This is a genomic window from Mesorhizobium silamurunense (assembly GCF_014843905.1).
Taxonomy (GTDB): domain Bacteria; phylum Pseudomonadota; class Alphaproteobacteria; order Rhizobiales; family Rhizobiaceae; genus Mesorhizobium; species Mesorhizobium silamurunense.
The window spans coordinates 19,020-38,258 of record NZ_LPVS01000076.1; the positions used below are offsets into that span (position 1 = coordinate 19,020).

Consider the following 19,239-nt stretch of genomic DNA (forward strand, 5'->3'; position numbering starts at 1 on the left):
AAAAGGGTCCACCCATGACCACCTTCACCCCATCCACTTCAGCCGAAGTCCTCTCCACCATCCAATGGGCGGCGGGCGAAGAAGCAGCGCTGGAGATCCTCGGCCACGGCTCCAGGCGCGGCATTGGCCGTCCGCTGCAGACCGAACATACGCTCGACCTTTCGAAGCTCACCGGCGTCACCCTCTATGAGCCCGCCGAGTTGGTGCTGTCCGCACGTGCCGGCACGCCGCTTGCCGAAGTCGAAAAACTGCTGGCCGAGAACGGCCAGCAATTCGCTTTCGAGCCGATGGACTATGGCCCGCTGCTCGGCGGCGAGCCGGGCAAGGGCACCATCGGCGGCATGCTGGCTTCGAACCTGTCCGGTCCCAGGCGTCTCAAGGCAGGCGCCGCGCGCGACCATATCCTCGGCATTGCCGCTGTCTCCGGACGTGGCGAGGCCTTCAAGTCGGGCGGCCGCGTCGTTAAGAACGTTACCGGCTACGATCTCTCCAAGCTGATGGCGGGGAGTTGGGGCACGCTTGCCGTGCTCACCGACGTCACCTTCAAGGTGCTGCCCGCGGCCGAGACCGAGGTGACCATGGCCATTCGTGGCCTGCTCGACGATGCCGCCGTCGCCGCCATGGCGCTGGCGCTTGGCTCCAGCGCCGAAGTGTCGAGCGCGGCGCATCTGCCGGAGCGCATCGCCGCGCGCGTCGCCGCCGGTAAGCTTGGCAGCGATGCCGCGACACTACTGCGCGTCGAAGGCTTTGGTCCGTCGGTCGTCTATCGCATCGAGGCGCTGAAGCAACCGCTCGGCAAGGCCGGGCCGCTGGAAGAGATCGCCGGCGAAGCGTCGAAGACGATCTGGCGCGATGTCCGCGATTGCGTGCCGTTCGCTGACGTCGTTGCGAGGCCCGTTTGGCGCGTCTCGATGGCGCCGTCTGAGGCGCACCACATGGTGATGGCGCTGCGCATGCAGGCGGCCGTCGATGCATTCTACGACTGGCAAGGCGGCCTTGTGTGGCTCTCGATGCGCGAGAACGACCCGGAGGCTGAGCTGCTGCGCGGCTTGATCCGCAAATATGGCGGCGGCCACGCGACGCTGGTGCGGGCGTCTGCCTCGCATCGCGCGGCTTTGCCGGTGTTCGATCCACAGCCGCCACATCTGGCGGCGCTCTCCGCGCGGCTCAAGGCCGAGTTCGATCCGAAGCACATTCTCAACCCCGGCCGCATGGCGTCGGGTTCCAGCTCTGCTACTCTTCCTCGGTCAACGGAGGTAGCAGCACCATGAGCAATGCCAATCCAGGCCCGGACACAGGCTCGCGCCAGACCGACCGCTGGCTTGAGCCGGGTCAGACCAACGCGCTGGTGATCTATATTCTTTACCTGGCCAGCCTTGTCGTCGGGGTCACCGGCATTATCGGAATCGTGCTCGCCTACATCAATCGCGGCAAGGCGGGCGGCTTCGTCGAAAGCCACTACACATTCCTGATCAGGACGTTCTGGATCGGCCTTCTCTACGCGCTGATCTCCGTGGTCCTGATGATGCTCGCGATCGGCTTCCTGCTGATGTTTGCGGTTGCCGTCTGGTTCATCGTCCGCTGCATTCTCGGCCTGCAGGCGCTGCAGCGCGGCGAGCCGGTCAGGAACCCGCAAAGCTGGCTACTCGGACAATAGGACATTTTCGTGCAGACCAATTTCTCCGCCGCGCAGCTTGCCGATCCGCATGTCGCGGAATCGGAAAAGATCCTGCGCAAATGCGTGCATTGCGGCTTCTGCACCGCCACCTGCCCGACCTATGTCACATTGGGCAACGAGTTGGATTCGCCGCGCGGCCGCATCTATCTCATCAAGGACATGCTGGAGAACGGCCGGCCGGCGGACAGGGAGATCGTCACCCATATCGACCGCTGCCTGTCCTGCCTCGCCTGCATGACGACATGCCCCTCGGGCGTGAACTACATGCATCTGGTCGATCATGCCCGCGCCCACATCCAGAAGACCTACAAGCGGCCGCTGCCAGACCGGCTGACGCGCGCCATTCTGGCTTTCGTGCTGCCTTATCCGAGCCGCTTCCGCGCCGCGCTGAAATTAGCGGGGCTTGGCCGGCCATTCATCGGCCTGTTCGAAAAGCTGCCGGCGCTGAAGCCGGTCGCGGCGATGCTCAAACTTGCGCCCTCGTCGATCCCGCCGGCATCGGCAATGGCCTCGCCCGGCACGCATGCCGGGCAGGGGACCAAAAAACGCGGCCGCGTCGCCATCCTCACCGGCTGCGCGCAGTCGGTGCTCGATCCCGCCATCAATGAAGCGACCATCTCCTTGCTGACAAGGCTCGGCGTCGAGGTCGTGGTGCCGCAAGGCGAGGGCTGCTGCGGCGCGCTCGTTCATCACATGGGCCGCGAGGATCAGGCCCTTGCGTCGGCCAGGCAAAATGTCGATGCCTGGACGCGGGCCATCGAGCAGGGCGGGCTCGACGCCATCATCATCACGGCTTCCGGCTGCGGCACGACGATCAAGGATTACGGCTTCATGCTGCGCCTCGATCCGGCCTATGCGGAAAAGGCGGCGCGTGTCTCGGCGCTGGCCAAGGACGTCACCGAATACCTCGCCGCTCTCAACCTGCCCGAACCGGTGCGAAAGCCGGGCACAGTCGTCGCCTATCATTCCGCCTGCTCGATGCAGCACGGCCAGAAGATCACGCGCCAGCCGAAGGAGCTTCTCACAAAGGCCGGCTTCGTCGTGCGCGAGCCGCGCGAGGGGCATCTGTGCTGCGGCTCGGCCGGCACCTACAACATCCTGCAGTCCGAAATCTCGGCCAGGCTGCGCGACCGCAAGGTGAAAAACATCGAAGCGACGGGCGCCGAAATCGTCGCAACCGGCAACATCGGCTGCATCACCCAGATAGCGTCCGCCGCGAAGCTGCCGGTAGTGCATACGGTGAAGCTGCTCGACTGGGCTTATGGCGGCCCGAAGCCGGAAGGCGTCTCCGAAAGCGGTTTGATCGCTGCCGAATAGCTACTCCGCTGCGAGCTTGTCCGCCACGCCGTAGGTCGCGCGGTAGAGCGCGCGCTGGCGGTTGAGCGCCACCATGGTGTTGCGGAGCAGGATCGCGACCGTGAGCGGGCCGACGCCGCCCGGCACCGGCGTGATCCAGGAGGCGACCTCCTTGACGCTCTCGGTGTCGACGTCGCCGACGATGCGGCTTTCGCCATCCGGGCCGATTTCCGAATTGATGCCGATGTCGATGACGCAGGCTCCAGGCTTCACCATCTCGGCCTTGATCAGCCGCGGCCTGCCGACGGCGACGAACAGCGCATCGGCGCGCCTCGCATGCGCCGCCACCGAGCGCGTCATGTGATGGCACACCGTAACGGTTGCGCCCTCGCTCATCAAAAGGAAAGCGATCGGCTTACCGACGATCTCGGAATGGCCGACCACGACGACCTCGAGCCCCTTCAAGTCGAGGCCGGTCTCCTTCAGCAGCTCGACCGAGGCTGCCGCCGTGCAGGGCGCGAGATCGAGCTGGTTGTAGACGATGTTGCCGATCGAGGCCGGATGCATGCCCTCGACGTCCTTCAGCGGATGCACCGCCGCCTGCAGCGTCTTGATCGGGATATGCGCCGGCACCGGCCGCTGGATGATGATGCCGGTGACGCGCGGGTCGGCGTTGAGGCCGTGGATGGCGGCTTCCAGCTCGCCCGCCGTGATGTCGGCGGCAAAACGCCGTTCCTCGAAGCCGATGCCCGCAAGCTCCGCCTTGGCGCGCTGGTTGCGCACATAGACATCAACCGCGTCGGTATCGCCGACGGTGATCGAGACCAGCTTCGGCGGAAAACCTTCTGCCGCGGCGATTGCCGCGTCCTCGCGCACGGAAGCGATGATGCGCTGGGCGACCGGACCGCCTCTCAGATAGCGGCTGTCGTCGGACCGGGTCATGGCTGGCACCTCTGCCTTCTGGAACAATTCCAGGCAGGCGGCTTCCCGCCCGGAATTGCGTAAAAACCAAGATTTGTGCGCTGCAATAGCAGAGGACTGTCCGGAAATCAGCCCCGAATTGCGAACCGCCCTGCTTCCGAGGCGACCAAATGCAGGGATTGAAACGAAAAGGGCAGCGCGGTTGCCCGTGCTGCCCTCTCGTGACTGGCCGTATCCCCACACGACCCGTCCCCCGTTAACTCGTTGCCAGTCTAAGCACGTCTGCCAAAAGCGCGCTATGGCTTCAGGGCAACAGCTGCGCCAAAACCGACTCAGCGCCGCCTAATCGGCTGATTCGCAGTCGCTATATCACCTCGACCGTCGTTCCGACATTCACGCGCTCGTAAAGGTCGACGACGTCCTCGTTGCGCATGCGGATGCAACCGGAAGACACCGCGCCCCCGATCGTCCAGGGCTGGTTGGTGCCGTGAATGCGGTATTCGGTGGTGCCGAGATAGAGCGCGCGCGCGCCGAGCGGGTTCTCGATGCCGCCGGCAAGATAGGTCGGCAGGTAGCGGCCCTTGGCCGCCTCCCGCTTGATCATCACCGCCGGCGGGCGCCAGTCCGGCCACACCTTCTTGTCGGTGATCTTGTGCGTGCCCGACCATTCGAAACCGGGCTTGCCGGTGCCGACGCCGTAGCGCCGCGCCTTGCCGTTCTTCTCGACCAGGAAGAGGAAGTTCTGCTTGGTATCGATCACGATGGTGCCGGGCTTCTGAGGGCCGTCATAGGCGACTTCCTGCGGCAGGTAGATCGGGTCGATCTGCGGCCGCATCACCATGCGCTTGGCGGGCTGCTGCACGGCCGCGGTGCGCTGCTGGTCGGGGTGTGCCCGGAAAAGCCGTCGCAGCGGCTGCTGCGTCGCCTGGCGGCTCGGGCGCACGAGGCCCGGCGCATGGCCGAGCTGCAGTACCCAAGGCGCCGACAGATCGGGGCTCACCATCACCGGCGGCCTATCGGCATAACGGTCGTTGGCGAAAGAGGTCGTCGCGCTGGCGGCAAGCACCGCGGCTGCGCCGAGCACGAAAGTGAACGCTGTCTTCATCGGAACGCACCTTGATCGTCGAACTCGTCCGAGGGCGGGGAAGGGGCCCTGGGCTTGGCGATCCTTGGCGCGGAGCGGCAACCGAAACATGAATCGGAATGCGTAAAATGCCGACTTGTCAGTAAACTTTTTGGTGTGGTTACCGGCCGGTTTAGGAATCTGGTAAAGCCACGGTAAAATCGACGCTTGTGCGCATTAACGACGGATTTGCTAGTGATGGGACAAGAAAATGCCGGCCTGCTCGACGGCCCCGATGGTATCGCGCGCTGCTTCTGGCACGGCAACCTGCCGGACTATCTGCACTATCACGACCATGAATGGGGCCGGCCGGTGGCCGACGACCGCCGGCTGTTCGAGAAGATTTGCCTCGAGGGTTTCCAGTCGGGGCTTTCGTGGCTGACCATCCTGCGCAAGCGCGACAATTTCCGCGAGGCCTTCGCCAATTTCGACTTCGACAAGGTGGCGCTCTTTACCGAAAAGGACGTCGAACGCCTGCTCGGCAATGCCGGCATCATCCGCCATCGCGGCAAGATCGTCTCGACCATCAACAACGCCAAGCGCGCCCGCGAAATGGTCGATGAATTCGGCTCGCTGGCGGCGTGGTTCTGGAAATTCGAGCCTGGCTCCGACGAACGGCCAGAAATCGTCGACCTCGCGCATCTGCGCGCCAATCCGACGACGGCGGTCTCGGTCCGGATCTCGAAGGAATTGAAGAAGCGCGGTTGGAGCTTCGTCGGCCCGACCACCGTCTACGCCTTCATGCAGGCGATGGGTCTGGTCAACGACCATCTCGAAGGCTGTGTCTGCCGCGCCGAGGTGGAAGCGGAACGGAAGAGGTTCAAGCGGCCGAGGTAGTCGCACTTCCCCTTCTCCCCTTGGTGGGAGAAAGTATCGCCGAAGGCGACGGATGAGGGGTGTTCCAGGGAATGCCAGCGTCTCACTCCACTGAAGCACCCCTCCTCAACCGTCTCGGTGTTGCGCACCGATCCACCTTCTTCCACAAGGGGAAGGTTAGGGTGCTAACTCAGACGCTGCCGGCGCTTGTCAAAAACAGCCCGGCAAGAATGGCCGCCACGGCCGCGAAGGCTGGGTAGATCACCAGCAGCCCGGTCACCAGCGCGTCGCGTACCGTCGGCTTTTGCGCTTCCGCCGTAACCTCGAACGGCCCGGCCGGCTGCTGCGCAGGCTTGGGCGCGAGGTTGCCGGCAGGCCGCAGCCTGGCGGTGCCGCTCTCGATGATGTCTTCAGCCGTTGCCATGGCCCCGAACCCCTTGTTTCGGCGCGCTTTATGGTCGTCGATTGTGTCGGCAGCATGCCGCGCTGGTGGCGGAATTGTTTCGTTTTTGGTGTGATTTGTTTCGAGATTTTGGATGTCCGCAAACCCTCGACGGGCAGGGATTGGCGTTGATTTCTTCGTCAGCTGGCGCTGCCCCTCATCGCCCTGCCGGGCACTTCTCCCCGTGTAGTGACAGTGTAGTGACGGGGAGAAGGACGCTGTCATCGCCGGTTTCGCCAATCGCCAACGCTGAAGCAATGGTGCCGGCGCCGAAGCTTCCGCCTTCTCCCCGTCACTATACGGGAGAAGGTGCCGGCAGGCGGATGAGGGGCGGCGCGGCGTTACAAGTGTCGAAATAGCTTCGACCTCCGCTAGCCGCAAACCCTTGCCGCACCAAGTCGCATCGGTTAGGACACCCGCGCCGTGGATGTAGGAATTTCCTATCCGCGGAGCATCGCGAAACACTGAGTACCCATCCCATGGCCGACAAATCGGAAAAGACGAAAGCGCGGCTGCCGCGCGGTTTTGCCGACCGCAGCGCCGAAGACATCCGCGCCGTCGAAAAGATGATGGCGACTATCCGCTCGGTCTATGAGCTTTACGGCTTCGAGCCGGTCGACCAGCCGATGATCGAATACACCGATGCGCTCGGCAAATTCCTGCCCGACCAGGACCGGCCGAACGAAGGCGTGTTCTCCTTCCAGGACGATGACGACCAGTGGTTGTCGCTGCGCTACGATCTCACCGCGCCGACGGCGCGCTTCGTCGCCGAGAACTACGACCGGCTGCCGAAGCCCTATCGCAGCTACCGCTCCGGCTGGGTGTTCCGCAACGAGAAGCCCGGTCCCGGCCGTTTCCGCCAGTTCATGCAGTTCGATGCCGACACCATCGGCACGCCCAACGGCGTGGCGGGCGTTGGCGCGGACGCCGAGATGGCGATGATGATGGCCGACGTCATGGAGGCGCTCGGCATCAAGCGCGGCGACTACATCATCCGCGTCAACAACCGCAAGGTGCTCGACGGCGTGCTGGAGGCGATCGGCCTCGGCGGCGACCAGAATGCCGGCCGCCGGCTGACGGTGCTGCGCGCCATCGACAAGCTGGACAAGATCGGGCCCGAAGGCATCGCGCAATTGCTGGGCGCCGGCCGCAAGGACGAAAGCGGCGACTTCACCAAGGGCGCCGGCCTCGAGCGCAAGGCGATCGAGACGGTGCTCTATTTCATGAACTACGAGCCTGGCGCGGCGGCGGGCGAATGGCGCAAGCTGGAAGCCGCGACCGACATCTCGCCGAACGCCGCCCAGATTCGCTGGCTGAAGACGCTGGACTATTTCGCCGACACCGGTCGCGAAGGCGTCGAGGAGCTGGCGGCAATCGCCGCCATGGTGGATGCCGCCGGCTACAGCGGCCGCGTCCTCATCGACACCTCGGTCGTGCGCGGCCTCGAATACTACACCGGCCCCGTCTTCGAGGCCGAGCTGCTGGCCGAGATCCCCAACGAGGACGGCCAGATCGTGCGCTTCGGCTCCGTTGGCGGCGGCGGCCGTTATGACGGGCTGGTCTCGCGCTTCCGCGGCGAGCCGGTGCCGGCGACCGGCTTCTCCATCGGCGTCTCCCGGCTGATGACGGCGCTGAAGAACCTCGGCAAGTTGGACGTCTCCAATGTGATCGCCCCGGTCGTCGTTCTCGTGATGGACAAGGATACGGAAAGCCTCGGCCGCTATCAGAAGATGGTCGCCGATCTGCGCGCTGCCGGCATCCGCTCCGAAATGTATCTCGGCGGCGCCGGCATGAAGGCGCAGCTCAAATATGCCGACCGCCGCGGCAGCCCGGTCGCCATTATCCAGGGCGGCGACGAGCGTGCCAAGGGCGAGTTGCAGATCAAGGACCTCATCGAAGGCGCGCGCCTGTCGGCCGAGATCACCGACAACGCCGAATGGCGCGCCGCGCGCCGCGCCTGTCGGCCGAGATCACCGACAACGCCGAATGGCGCGCCGCGCGCCCGGCGCAGGTGACGGTGGCGGAAGGCGATCTGGTTGATGAGGTGAAGAAAATCCTGGCGGCGCAGGCGGCCGATCGCGCGAAGGGTGGCACTTGAGCACCCCCCTGTGTCCTGCCGGACATCTCCCCCGCAAGGGGGGAGATTGGATGTCGCGTATGGTTTCGCCAATCGCCAGCGCTGGAAAAAAGGTGCCCGGCTTGAAGCTGCCGATCTCCCCCCTTGCGGGGGAGATGGCCGGCAGGCCAGAGGGGGGTGCCTCGCGCCCAACCTCCCCATGACCTCCCGCTACCCCGCCATCGCCGCCGATATCGCAAAACTCTTCGCTGAGCGGGACACCCACGCCGTCGAAGTCGCCGTGCTGCAGCCAGCCGATCCGTTCCTCGACATGGCCGGCGAGGATTTGCGCCGCCGCATCTTCCTCACCGAGAGCGAGACAGGCAAGACGCTGTGCCTCAGGCCCGAATTCACCATTCCCGTCTGCCTCGACCACATCGCCAGCCAGGCCGGCACGCCGCGCCGCTATTCCTATCTCGGCGAAGTGTTCCGCCAGCGCCGTGAGGGCGGCAACGAGTTCTTCCAGGCCGGTATCGAGGATCTCGGCGACCGCGACACGGCCGCGGCCGATGCCCGCTCGCTCGCCGACGCGCATGCGCTGCTCTCGCTGGTGCTGCCGGGACAGGCGCTCGCCATCACGCTCGGCGACCAGACAGTGTTCGAGGCGGTGCTGGCCGCACTCGGCCTGCCACGCGGCTGGCGCATGCGGCTCGCGCGCGCCTTCGGCTCGGCGCCGATGCTGGAAGCGGCCCTTGCCGATCTCGCCAACCCCCCGCGCAACAGCCAGCTTTCCGGCCCGGTCGCGGCGCTGGTGCTCGACGGCGACGCGGAAGCCTTGGCCACGCACATCGCCGAGGGCATGGAACAGGCCGGTCTGTCGGCATCGACCGGCCGCGCGCCGGCCGACATCGCGCGGCGGCTGATCGAGAAGGCGCAGCTTCGCAGCGTGCGGCTTTCCGACGAGGCCTTCTCGGCGCTGAAGGGCTTTCTCGAGATCGACGTCGCGCTGGATGGCGCGACCGATGCGCTGGAAAAATTCGCCGGCGACGCCGGCCTCTCGCTCGGCGCCGCGCTCGAGAATTTCGCAGCCCGCGCCAGGGCGATCGAAGCGCACGGCCTGCCGATGGCGGCAATCCGCTATGACGCCGCCTTCGGCCGTCCGCTCGATTACTACACCGGCCTGGTTTTCGAAATAGCCGCCGCAGATGGTGATCGCCCGCTGGTCGGCGGCGGCCGTTACGACCGGCTGCTGACGCTGCTGGGCGCCAAGAAGTCGATCCCCGGCGTGGGCTTCTCGGTCTGGCTCGACCGCATCGAGGCGTTGCGGGAGGGCGCGAAATGATCACGCTGGCGATCCCGTCCAAGGGCCGTTTGAAAGAGCAGTCGCTGGGAGTCCTGGCCAAGGTCGGGCTGGCGGTCACCCTGCCGCAGGACGACCGCAAATACCGCGCCCGCATCGACGGCCTCGACAATGTCGAGGTGGCCTTCCTGTCGGCATCCGAAATCGCCGGCGAGATCGGCCAGGGCGCGGTCGATCTCGGCATCACCGGCGAGGACCTGCTGCGCGAGAACCTCGCCGACTGGGAAGCGCGCGCCGAGATCGTCGCCCGCCTTGGCTTTGGCCATGCCGATGTCGTGGTCGCGGTGCCGGATATCTGGCTCGACGTCGACACCATGGCCGATCTCGACGACGTCGCCGCCGATTTCCGCCAGCGCCACGGCCGGCGGCTACGGATCGCCACCAAATACTGGCGCCTGACGCAGCAGTTCTTCTCGCTGAAGCACGGCATTCAGGTCTACCGCATCGTCGAAAGCCTCGGCGCCACCGAAGGCGCGCCGGCGGCTGGGCTGGCGGACGTCATCGTCGACATCACCACCACCGGCTCGACGCTGCGCGCCAATCACCTCAAGGTGCTGGGCGACGGCACGATCCTGAACTCGCAGGCCTGCCTCGTCGCTTCGAAGAAAGTCCGAGATGCGGCTGATGAGGCGCGGTTGCGCGATATCGCCGCCAAGATGAGCGCCCTCCTTCCCCGTTGAGGGAGGAGGACCTTTGGCGGATTTTCACCGCCGTCACCGGCTGATAGGCTGACGCATCCCGGGAGGAGACGGCGATGGCGATCAAACTCGACGAGCTCAAGAACGCCACCAATCTGCGCAAAGCGCGCAACAGCTTCATTGCTCCGGTGGAGGGCAGGGCGCATGTCTCGGGCGACCGCTCGGTGCCCTTGCTCGACAAGACCATTCCGGAGCTGTTTTCCGACACGGTGAGCAAATACGCCACGCTCGACGCCGCCGTCTTCGTCGGCCAGGACAAGCGCTTCACCTGGAGCGAGCTATCGGATGCGGTCGATGCTTTAGCCGCCGGCTTCCTGGCGCTCGGATTGGAGAAGGGCGATCGCGTCGGCATCTGGTCGCCGAACCGCTGGGAATGGCTGGTGACGCAGTTCGCCACCGCCCGCATCGGCCTCATCCTGGTCAACATCAACCCGGCCTACCGGCTGACCGAGCTGGAATATGCGCTGAACAAAGTCGGCTGCAAGGCGCTGGTCACTGCCGCGCAGTTCAAGACCTCCGACTATCTCGGCATGATCGAGACGCTGGCGCCGGAAATCGCCATGGCGGAGCCCGGCAAGCTCAAGGCAAAGAAGCTGCCGGCGTTGAAGATCGTCATCCGCATGGGCGACGACAATTCGCCCGGCATGTTCAACTTCGGCGACGTGCTCGCCATGGCCGGACGCGACGAGCATGACAGCCTCGACCGCATCTCCGAAAGCCTGAAGCCGAATGAGGCCATCAACATCCAGTTCACAAGCGGCACGACCGGCGCGCCGAAGGGCGCGACGCTGACCCATTTGAACATCGTCAACAACGGCAATTTCGTCACCTCGGCAATAAAACTCACCGTCGATGACCGGCTCTGCATTCCGGTGCCGCTCTATCACTGTTTCGGCATGTCGATGGGCACGATGGGCTGCGTTACCAAGGGCGCGACGATGGTCTTCCCGGGCGAAGGTTTCGATGCCGGCGCGACGCTCAAGGCCGTCGCGCAGGAACGCTGCACCGGTCTCTACGGCGTGCCGACCATGTTCGTCGCCATGCTCGACCATGCGGATTTTCCGACCTTCGACCTCTCCAGCCTGCGCACCGGCATCATGGCCGGCTCGCCATGCCCGATCGAGGTGATGAAGAAGGTGGTGTCGTTGATGCACATGTCTGAGGTGACCATCGCCTACGGCATGACCGAGACCAGCCCGGTCTCGTTCCAGAGCAGCGTCGACGATCCGCTGGAAAAGCGCGTCTCGACTGTCGGCCGCGTCCATCCGCATGTCGAGGTCAAGGCGATCGGAGCCGACGGCGCCACCGTCGCGGCCGGCGCGCCGGGCGAGCTCTGCACGCGCGGCTATTCGGTGATGAAGGGCTATTGGGACGACGCCGACAAGACCCGCGAGGCGATCGACACGGACGGCTGGATGCATACCGGCGACCTCGCGACAATAGACGCCGAGGGCTATTGCAACATTGTCGGCCGGGTGAAGGACATGGTCATCCGCGGCGGCGAGAACATCTATCCGCGCGAGGTGGAAGAGTTCCTCTACCGCCATCCGAAGATCAAGGAAGTTCAGGTCTTCGGCATTCCCGACGACAAATATGGCGAGGAACTCTGCGCCTGGATCGTGCTGAAGCCTGACCAGATCGCTACGGAGCAGGAAATCAAGGCCTTCTGCGCCGGCCAGATCGCGCATTACAAGGTGCCGCGCTACATCCGCTTTCGCACCGAGCTGCCGATGACGGTCACCGGTAAGCCGCAAAAGTTTTTAATGCGCGAAAAGATGGTCGAGGAACTGGGGTTGGTGGCGCAGAAGACGGCGTGAGAGGTGCTCCCCACACGCTTTTCCGCTAAGTTCGCAGAAACGCGCGGCGTTTGGGGGGCTTCAATGACTGGTTCCACACGGTCGGTGACTTCCTACACGATGCCATTGGCCGCTCTGGCGATGGCTGTCGCGGTCAGAGCCAGCGGTCTTTCGGTGGACGAAGGCTCGCTGAACGTCAGGATTCTTGTTGGAGCGCTTTCGAGTGCGATCATGTTCACCACCATTTTCGTGGTGCTCGACCACGCCGAGGCAGTGGCCCGGCGCGTAGGGGAGCCGTACGGAACGTTGGTGCTGACCTTTGCCGTGACGGCAATCGAAGTGTCGATCATCGTTTCCATGATGCTGCATGGAGAGAACAACCCGACATTGGCGCGCGAGTCCGTTTTCTCGACGGTAATGATTACCTCTACCGGCGTTGTCGGCACGTGTCTCGCGCTTGGCGGCTGGCGTCATCGCAAGCAGGCAATCGTTCGGCAGGGAACCAGTGCGTATTTGGCGGTTCTGATCGCGCTGACGGTCATGACGCTCATTCTCCCGACCTACACTCGAACCACGGATCCCGGTACGTTTTCGGCAGCTCAGCTTGGTTTCGTAAGCGTGCTTTCAGTGCTGCTCTATGCAAGTTTCGTATTCGCCCAGACCGTCCGGCACCGGGACGACTTCATCGAAGGACAAGCGCACGACATCTCGATGCGAACCGCTCCGCAAGAAAGCATCTCTGCCAGCGCTCTGCTCCTGCTGATCGGGCTGATCGGAATTGTCATGCTCGCCGAGCAGGTCGCCGCAAGTGTCGAGAATACGCTCGTCGCCTACCAGGTGACACAGGCTGACAGTATTGTGGGCGCGTTGATCGCGGAGCTGGTTTTGATGCCGGAGGCCATTTCGGCGATTCGCGCCTCACTCAACAATGAGCTGCAGCGCGGCTTGAACGTTGCGATGGGTTCGGCTTGCGCCACGATTGGTCTGACAATACCGGCTGTCGCGGCCGCCAGCCTGCTGACGGGCAGAGGATTGACCTTGGGGCTTCCGGCGGCGGATGCAGTGCTTTTGGCCTTGGCGCTTTTCATATGCAGCGTAAGCTTTAGTACCGAAAGAACGACATTCTTGACCGGAATGGTTCATATTGTGGTGTTTTTTACATACGTATTTTTGATTTTTGTACCATGAAAGCTTGGTGAAAGCTGGCGATCGGATGCATGGATGGAAACGGTCGCGAGGACAGGAACCGCCATTTATCGGGCGCGCAGCGACTACTCAGATACTCAAGCCGCAGAAGCCTCTGAACGACGCGTTAGCGGAGAACTGGCATGGTAAGCGTAGAAGCCGGCGTCAACTCGCCAGCACGGCCTGATCCAGGCCGCGTATGATCTTTGCCAGTTCCACGCATTCGTCCTGACGCACCTTGTTCTTCCGCCAGGCGAGGCAGATCATGCGCTGCGGCATCGGCTCCTGGAACGGCACGATCTTTAAGTCAGGCATGACGCCGGCAGCGCTTGCCGCCATTTCCGGAACCAGCGTCACGCCGAGCCCATGCGCCACCATCTGCAGGAGCGTCGTAAGACTCGTGGCGCCGTAGCTTGCCATCGCCACCGGCCGCACATTGCCGCAGACGGCCAAAGCCTGTTCGCGCAGGCAGTGGCCTTCCTCGAGCAGCATCAGCCGCTCCAGCGCCGGGCTTTCCGGCGGCACCGGCGGCGAGGCGAAGGCCGGATCGCCGGCGGGGACCGCAAGGAAGAAGCGGTCCGGGAAAAGCTCTTCGGTGGCGAGCCCAGGATAGTCGAGCGGCAGCGCGGCGATGAAAGCGTCGAGCTTGCCCGAGACATTGTCCTCGACCAGCGATGCGGTCACCGCCTCGCGCAGCTCGAGCTGCAGGGCAGGGAAATGCCTCTTCAATTCCGGCAGAACCCGCGGCAGCAGATAGGGTGCAACCGTTGGGATGATGCCCAGCCGGAAGCGGCCTTCCATCGCGGGACGGCCGCGACGGGCAGTCGTCTCGACGTCACGTATGTCGGCAAGAATGCGCTCGATGCGCGGCTGGAGCGCCAGCGCCTCGTCGGTCATCCGCACGATCTTGCCGCCGCGCTCGAACAGACGGCAAGTCAGCCGCTCTTCCATTTCCGCGATCTGGGCGGAGAGCGCCGGCTGGCTGACGCCGGCAAGCTTCGCAGCGCGGCCGAAATGCAGCGTCTGCGCCAGCGCGTCGAAATAAAGCATCTGCCTGACGGTGAGACCGATCATAAGGAAATCCTATCGGAAAAAACAGGAAAGGCAATTTGTCTTTATCGGCAAGCCGCCCTAGTCTGGAATCATTCCAGATTGGCGCGGCCGCCGGCCGCCCCGGAAACCCATTTCAAAACTCGGCAAAATCGGAGAGTAAGATGGACGCAAAAACCGACGACAACAGCGCTGGCAAATGCCCCGTGGCGCATGGATCCGCCGGCCGGACCAACCGTGACTGGTGGCCGAACCTGCTCGATCTCGGCGTTCTTCACCAGCAGTCGAACCTCTCTGACCCGATGGGCGAGGATTTCGACTACACCAAGGAATTCCAGAGCCTCGATCTCGACGCGGTGATCAAGGATTTGCATCATGTGATGACGGATTCGCACGACTGGTGGCCGGCGGACTTCGGCCATTACGGACCGCTCTTCATCCGCATGGCCTGGCACAGCGCCGGCACCTACCGCATCGGCGACGGCCGCGGCGGCGCTGGCGCCGGTCAGCAGCGGTTCGCGCCGCTCAACAGCTGGCCGGACAACGCCAATCTCGACAAGGCCCGCCGGCTGCTCTGGCCCGTCAAGCAGAAATACGGCCGCAAGATCTCCTGGGCCGACCTGATGATCCTGGCCGGCAACGTCGCGCTGGAATCGATGGGCTTCAAGACCTTCGGCTTCGCCGGCGGCCGCGCCGACGTGTGGGAGCCGGAGCAGGACGTCGACTGGGGTTCCGAAACCAAGTGGCTGGATGACCAGCGCTATTCGGGCGATCGCGAACTGCAGGGCCATCTCGGCGCCGTGCAGATGGGCCTGATCTACGTCAATCCGGAAGGGCCGAACGGCAAGCCGGATCCGATTGCCGCCGCGCGCGACATCCGCGAGACCTTCCGCCGCATGGCCATGAACGACGAGGAGACCGTGGCGCTGATCGCCGGCGGCCACACCTTCGGCAAGACGCACGGCGCCGGCGATGCAGCACTTGTGGGCGCAGAGCCGGAAGGCGCCGGCATCGAGGCGCAGGGCCTCGGCTGGTCGAGCAAACATGCGACCGGCATTGCCGGCGACGCCATCACCTCGGGCCTCGAAGTCACCTGGACCACGACCCCGACCAAATGGAGCAACAATTTCTTCGACAACCTGTTCAATTACGAATGGGAGCTGACGAAGAGCCCGGCCGGCGCCAATCAGTGGACGCCGAAGGGCGGCGCCGGCGCTGGTACCGTGCCGGACGCGCACAATGCTTCGAAGCGCCATGCGCCGGCCATGCTCACCACCGACCTCTCGCTGCGCTTCGACCCGGCCTATGAGAAGATTGCGCGCCGCTTCCACCAGCATCCCGATCAGTTCGCCGATGCCTTCGCCCGCGCTTGGTTCAAGCTCACCCATCGCGACATGGGCCCGATGGTACGCTACCTCGGCCCGCTCGTGCCGAAGGAAGAGCTGATCTGGCAGGATCCGATCCCGACGATCGACCATGAGCTGGTGAGCGAAGAGGACATCGCCGCGCTGAAGGCGAAGATCCTGGCCACCGGCCTTTCGGTCTCCGAGCTGGTCTCGACCGCCTGGGCCTCGGCCTCGACCTTCCGCGGTTCGGACAAGCGCGGCGGCGCCAATGGCGGCCGCATCCGCCTTGAGCCGCAGAAGGACTGGGACGTCAACCAGCCGGCTCAACTGTCGAAGGTGCTGGCGAAGCTCGAGGCTGTCCAGAAGGAGTTCAACGCCGCGCAGGCTGCCGGCAAGAAGGTCTCGCTGGCCGACCTCATCGTGCTCGGCGGCGTCGCCGCGGTCGAGAAGGCCGCGAAAGACGGTGGCCACGAGGTGAAGGTGCCGTTCACGCCCGGCCGCATGGACGCTTCGCAGGAGCAGACGGATGTCGAATCTTTCGCGGCGCTCGAGCCGAGGGCCGACGGCTTCCGCAACTATGTCGGCGGCAAGCTGCCGATGTCCGTCGAAGCGATGCTGGTCGACCGGGCGCAGCTGCTGACGCTGACGGCGCCGGAAATGACGGTGCTGGTCGGCGGCCTGCGCGTCCTCGGCGCCAACCACAACGGCTCGAAGCATGGCGTGTTCACCGACAAGCCTGGGACGCTGACCAACGACTTCTTCGTCAACCTGCTCAGCATGGCGACGGTCTGGGATCCGGCTGCTGGCACAGAGCCGGGCTCGGAAGAGGTCTACGAGGCGCGCGATCGGAAAACCAAACAGGTCAAGTGGACCGGCACGCGCGCCGACCTGATCTTCGGCTCGCATTCGCAATTGCGTGCGCTGGCCGAGGTTTACGGCTCGGCCGATGCCAAGACGAAGTTCGTCAAGGACTTCGTCAAGGCCTGGACCAAAGTGATGAACCTCGATCGCTTCGAGCTGGCCGCGAAATAAGGTCACATCCTCCCAAAGAAAAGGCGCGGGTTCATGCCCGCGCCTTTTGCATCGGCCAAACTAACGATCAGTCTTTTTCGAAGATGCCGGCCTTGGCGACGACGCCGGCGATCGCCCCGCCGATCAGCGGCGCGACGATAAACAGCCAGAGCTGGCTGAGCGCTGCGCCGCCCGAAAACAGCGCCGGGCCGATCGAACGCGCCGGATTGACCGAGGTGCCGGTGACCGGGATCATGGCGAAGTGAATCCCTGCCAGCGTCAGGCCGATGACCAGGCCGGCAAAGGCCGTCGTATGCTTGGCGTTGGTGACGCCGAGGATGACGGTGACGAAAGAGAAGGTACCGATCAGCTCCCACAGGAAGGCCGAGCTCACGCCCCATTTCGCCTCGTCCCAGCCGTTGGCGCCGAAGCCGCCGGTGTGGCCGCCGGCCTGGCCGGTGACGATGATCCACAGCGCCAGCGAAGCGATGATGGCGCCGATGATCTGCGCGATCCAGCAAGGGACGACATCCTTGGCCGGCATCCGTCCCGCAAGGAACACGCCGAGCGTCACCGCCGGATTGAGATGCGCGCCCGAGATCGGGCCGATCGCATAAGCCGCCGCGATCAGGCCGATGCCGAACGCCAGGCCGATGCCTTCCTGCCCGAGCGGCAGCGCGCCGCCGAAGCCGCCCGTGACCACGTAGGCCGTGCCGATGAACGCCAACAAAAACGTGCCTAGAACTTCTGCCAGATAAGTCTTCATTGCCCTCTCCTCATAGGGATCCGTCAAACCGCGTTTCCCGCGCCGCGAATCACAGACGAAAGAGTATTCTCTTGGAAAACTTGGAAAGCTAAGTGGTTAAGCCAGGCCGGTTGCTTGTGCGCCAGTCAAAACATTAGAGAATTTTCATGTTTCGATCGATTTGTTCTTGGTTCCGCTGACGGTCGACTGTCTCGAAAAAGCGTTCCGTTTGTCGTATAGAGGATGGCAATGGACAGGTCGTTTTTGGCCTCACCGCAACAGAAATGTTTCAATCGGAGCAGGAAAGGCTCTAAGAGCAGGGCTCAAAGCAACGGGTTGACGGAAGCAAGAATGCGACTGGGCGGAAGGCTGGCGGCGGCTATCGAAGTTCTGGAAGACATCGGCAGGCGCCACCGGCCGGTGGCCGACGCCTTGCGCGACTGGGGCCTGTCGCACCGCTTTGCCGGCGGCGGCGACCGCGCGGCGATCGGCAACATCGTCTACGACGCGCTGCGCCGCAAGCGTTCGGCTGGCTGGCTCCTCGGCGAGGATACGCCGCGCGCCATCGGCTTCGGCGCGCTGCTGCTGGAATGGGGCCAGACGGCCCAGTCGCTGAATGACGCGCTCGACGGCGACAAATTCGCGCCGCCGCTGCTCAGCGCCGCCGAACTGAAAGCGGCAGCCTCTGGCAGGCTCGCCGATGCGCCGGATGCCGTGCGGGCCGATGTTCCAGACTGGTGCGCGCCGCTCCTCGATCAGGCCTATGGCGATGCCTGGGTCGAGGAAGGGGCGGCGCTTGCGATGCGTCCGCCGCTGGACCTCAGGGTCAATGCCTTGCTGGCCGACCGCGGCAAGGTGCTGGCTGAACTCCAGGGCACGGGTGCAGCACCTGCGGCCATCGCGCCGCACGGCGTCCGCATCCCGCCGATCGACGGCGACGGCAGGCATCCGAACGTCCAGGCCGAGCCCGCCTTTCAGAAAGGCTGGTTCGAGGTGCAGGACGAAGGTTCGCAGCTTGCGGCAGCGCTTGCCGGAGCTTTACCCGGCATGCAGGTGCTCGACTATTGCGCCGGCGCCGGCGGCAAGACGCTGGCGCTCTCGGCCGAGATGGACAATCGCGGCCAGCTGTTCGCCCATGACGCGGAGAAGGTGCGGCTGGCGCCGATCTTCGAGCGCATCCGCCGCGCGCACAGCCGCAACATCCAGATCGTCAGCAAGCCCGCCGAGCTCGCGCCGCTTTCCGGGCACATGGACATCGTGCTCATCGACGCGCCCTGCACCGGCAGCGGCACCTGGCGGCGGCGGCCCGACGCCAAATGGCGGCTGACCGACAGACAGCTCGATGCCCGCAAGGGCGAGCAGCAGGCGATCCTCGACACGGCGCAGGCTTTCGTGAAGCCGGGCGGACTGCTCGTCTACATCACATGCTCGGTGTTCGATGCCGAGAACGGCGAGCAGGTCGCGGCTTTCCGCGAGCGCCACGGCGACTTTGCGCCGGTCGACCATCGCACGCTTTGGGACAGCCATTTCCCCGGCCATGAAGGCGAAGCTCGCATCGGCGACGCCGGCGGCATCTCGCTGTCGCCGGCGCTCAGCGGCACCGACGGATTCTATTTCCACGCCTTGCGTAAGGCGGCCTGAGGGGCAGACGGCGTTTTGCTGCGCTGCAACATAAGAGATTGCCTGTCTTGCCTGCCTCTGCAATAAGCTTCGCCA

Annotated in this window: 15 protein-coding genes and 1 pseudogene; 11 read left to right on the top strand and 5 right to left on the bottom strand. The window is 64.5% G+C overall.

Annotated elements, in window-relative coordinates; translation table 11 throughout:
* Positions 1-14: 14 nt before the first annotated feature.
* Genes AU465_RS21545 through glcF form a run of 3 tightly spaced genes read left to right on the top strand, consistent with a single transcriptional unit; the run spans position 15 to position 2,995 of the window.
* Positions 15-1,271: an FAD-binding protein gene (locus tag AU465_RS21545; RefSeq protein ID WP_192252618.1), complete on the top strand. Its 1,257-nt coding sequence runs from the start codon at positions 15-17 to the stop codon at positions 1,269-1,271.
* A complete protein-coding gene (locus AU465_RS21550) occupies positions 1,268-1,657 on the top strand; it encodes a DUF4870 family protein (RefSeq protein WP_192252621.1) in 390 nt (129 codons plus the stop codon). The genes AU465_RS21545 and AU465_RS21550 overlap by 4 nt, the downstream gene beginning before the upstream one ends.
* A gap of 9 nt (positions 1,658-1,666) precedes the next feature.
* Positions 1,667-2,995, top strand: coding sequence for a glycolate oxidase subunit GlcF (gene glcF, locus AU465_RS21555; RefSeq protein WP_192252624.1), 1,329 nt, complete (start codon positions 1,667-1,669; stop codon positions 2,993-2,995).
* On the opposite strand, the gene AU465_RS21560 is transcribed toward glcF, so the two are convergent.
* Together AU465_RS21560 and AU465_RS21565 are read right to left on the bottom strand one after the other, a co-directional pair.
* Positions 2,996-3,916, bottom strand: a complete 921-nt coding sequence (locus AU465_RS21560; protein ID WP_192252627.1) for a bifunctional 5,10-methylenetetrahydrofolate dehydrogenase/5,10-methenyltetrahydrofolate cyclohydrolase — start codon at positions 3,914-3,916, stop codon at positions 2,996-2,998.
* Positions 3,917-4,259: 343 nt separating this feature from the next.
* A complete protein-coding gene (locus AU465_RS21565; RefSeq protein ID WP_192252630.1) occupies positions 4,260-5,000 on the bottom strand; it encodes a L,D-transpeptidase in 741 nt (246 codons plus the stop codon).
* A 216-nt stretch (positions 5,001-5,216) separates the two neighbouring features.
* Here AU465_RS21565 and AU465_RS21570 point away from each other — a divergent pair, with 216 nt between their 5' ends.
* Positions 5,217-5,855: a DNA-3-methyladenine glycosylase I gene (locus tag AU465_RS21570; protein WP_192252747.1), complete on the top strand. Its 639-nt coding sequence runs from the start codon at positions 5,217-5,219 to the stop codon at positions 5,853-5,855.
* Positions 5,856-6,024: 169 nt separating this feature from the next.
* Here AU465_RS21570 and AU465_RS21575 read toward each other — a convergent pair whose 3' ends face one another.
* A complete protein-coding gene (locus tag AU465_RS21575; protein WP_192252633.1) occupies positions 6,025-6,258 on the bottom strand; it encodes a hypothetical protein in 234 nt (77 codons plus the stop codon).
* Positions 6,259-6,755: 497 nt separating this feature from the next.
* Here AU465_RS21575 and hisS point away from each other — a divergent pair.
* The 5 genes and pseudogenes from hisS (at position 6,756) to AU465_RS21600 (ending at position 13,374) form a co-directional block, all read left to right on the top strand.
* Positions 6,756-8,374 (top strand): annotated as a pseudogene (gene hisS, locus AU465_RS21580) (histidine--tRNA ligase).
* A 178-nt stretch (positions 8,375-8,552) separates the two neighbouring features.
* Positions 8,553-9,674: an ATP phosphoribosyltransferase regulatory subunit gene (locus AU465_RS21585; protein ID WP_192252636.1), complete on the top strand. Its 1,122-nt coding sequence runs from the start codon at positions 8,553-8,555 to the stop codon at positions 9,672-9,674.
* Entirely contained in the window at positions 9,671-10,372 is a 702-nt protein-coding gene (hisG, locus tag AU465_RS21590; RefSeq protein WP_192252638.1) for an ATP phosphoribosyltransferase, read from the top strand. The genes AU465_RS21585 and hisG overlap by 4 nt, the downstream gene beginning before the upstream one ends.
* Before the next feature lie 74 nt (positions 10,373-10,446).
* The gene (locus AU465_RS21595) at positions 10,447-12,207 is read left to right on the top strand and encodes an AMP-binding protein (RefSeq protein WP_192252641.1); all 1,761 of its coding nucleotides are present in this window, start codon (positions 10,447-10,449) and stop codon (positions 12,205-12,207) included.
* A gap of 63 nt (positions 12,208-12,270) precedes the next feature.
* On the top strand, positions 12,271-13,374 hold the full coding sequence (locus AU465_RS21600; RefSeq protein ID WP_192252644.1) for a calcium:cation antiporter: 1,104 nt from the start codon (positions 12,271-12,273) through the stop codon (positions 13,372-13,374).
* Positions 13,375-13,536: 162 nt separating this feature from the next.
* Here the strand turns inward: AU465_RS21600 and AU465_RS21605 are convergent, their stop codons facing one another.
* The gene (locus AU465_RS21605; RefSeq protein ID WP_192252648.1) at positions 13,537-14,445 is read right to left on the bottom strand and encodes a hydrogen peroxide-inducible genes activator; all 909 of its coding nucleotides are present in this window, start codon (positions 14,443-14,445) and stop codon (positions 13,537-13,539) included.
* Between the two features lie 140 nt (positions 14,446-14,585).
* Between AU465_RS21605 and katG the strand changes: the two genes are divergently transcribed.
* The gene (katG, locus tag AU465_RS21610; RefSeq protein WP_192252651.1) at positions 14,586-16,799 is read left to right on the top strand and encodes a catalase/peroxidase HPI; all 2,214 of its coding nucleotides are present in this window, start codon (positions 14,586-14,588) and stop codon (positions 16,797-16,799) included.
* Between the two features lie 67 nt (positions 16,800-16,866).
* Here katG and AU465_RS21615 read toward each other — a convergent pair whose 3' ends face one another.
* Positions 16,867-17,544 (bottom strand): aquaporin, encoded by a 678-nt coding sequence (locus tag AU465_RS21615; protein ID WP_192252654.1) that lies wholly within the window; start codon positions 17,542-17,544, stop codon positions 16,867-16,869.
* Positions 17,545-17,874: 330 nt separating this feature from the next.
* Here AU465_RS21615 and AU465_RS21620 point away from each other — a divergent pair, with 330 nt between their 5' ends.
* Complete coding sequence (locus AU465_RS21620; protein ID WP_192252657.1) at positions 17,875-19,164, top strand: RsmB/NOP family class I SAM-dependent RNA methyltransferase; 1,290 nt, start codon at positions 17,875-17,877, stop codon at positions 19,162-19,164.
* The last annotated feature ends 75 nt before the right edge of the window (positions 19,165-19,239 follow it).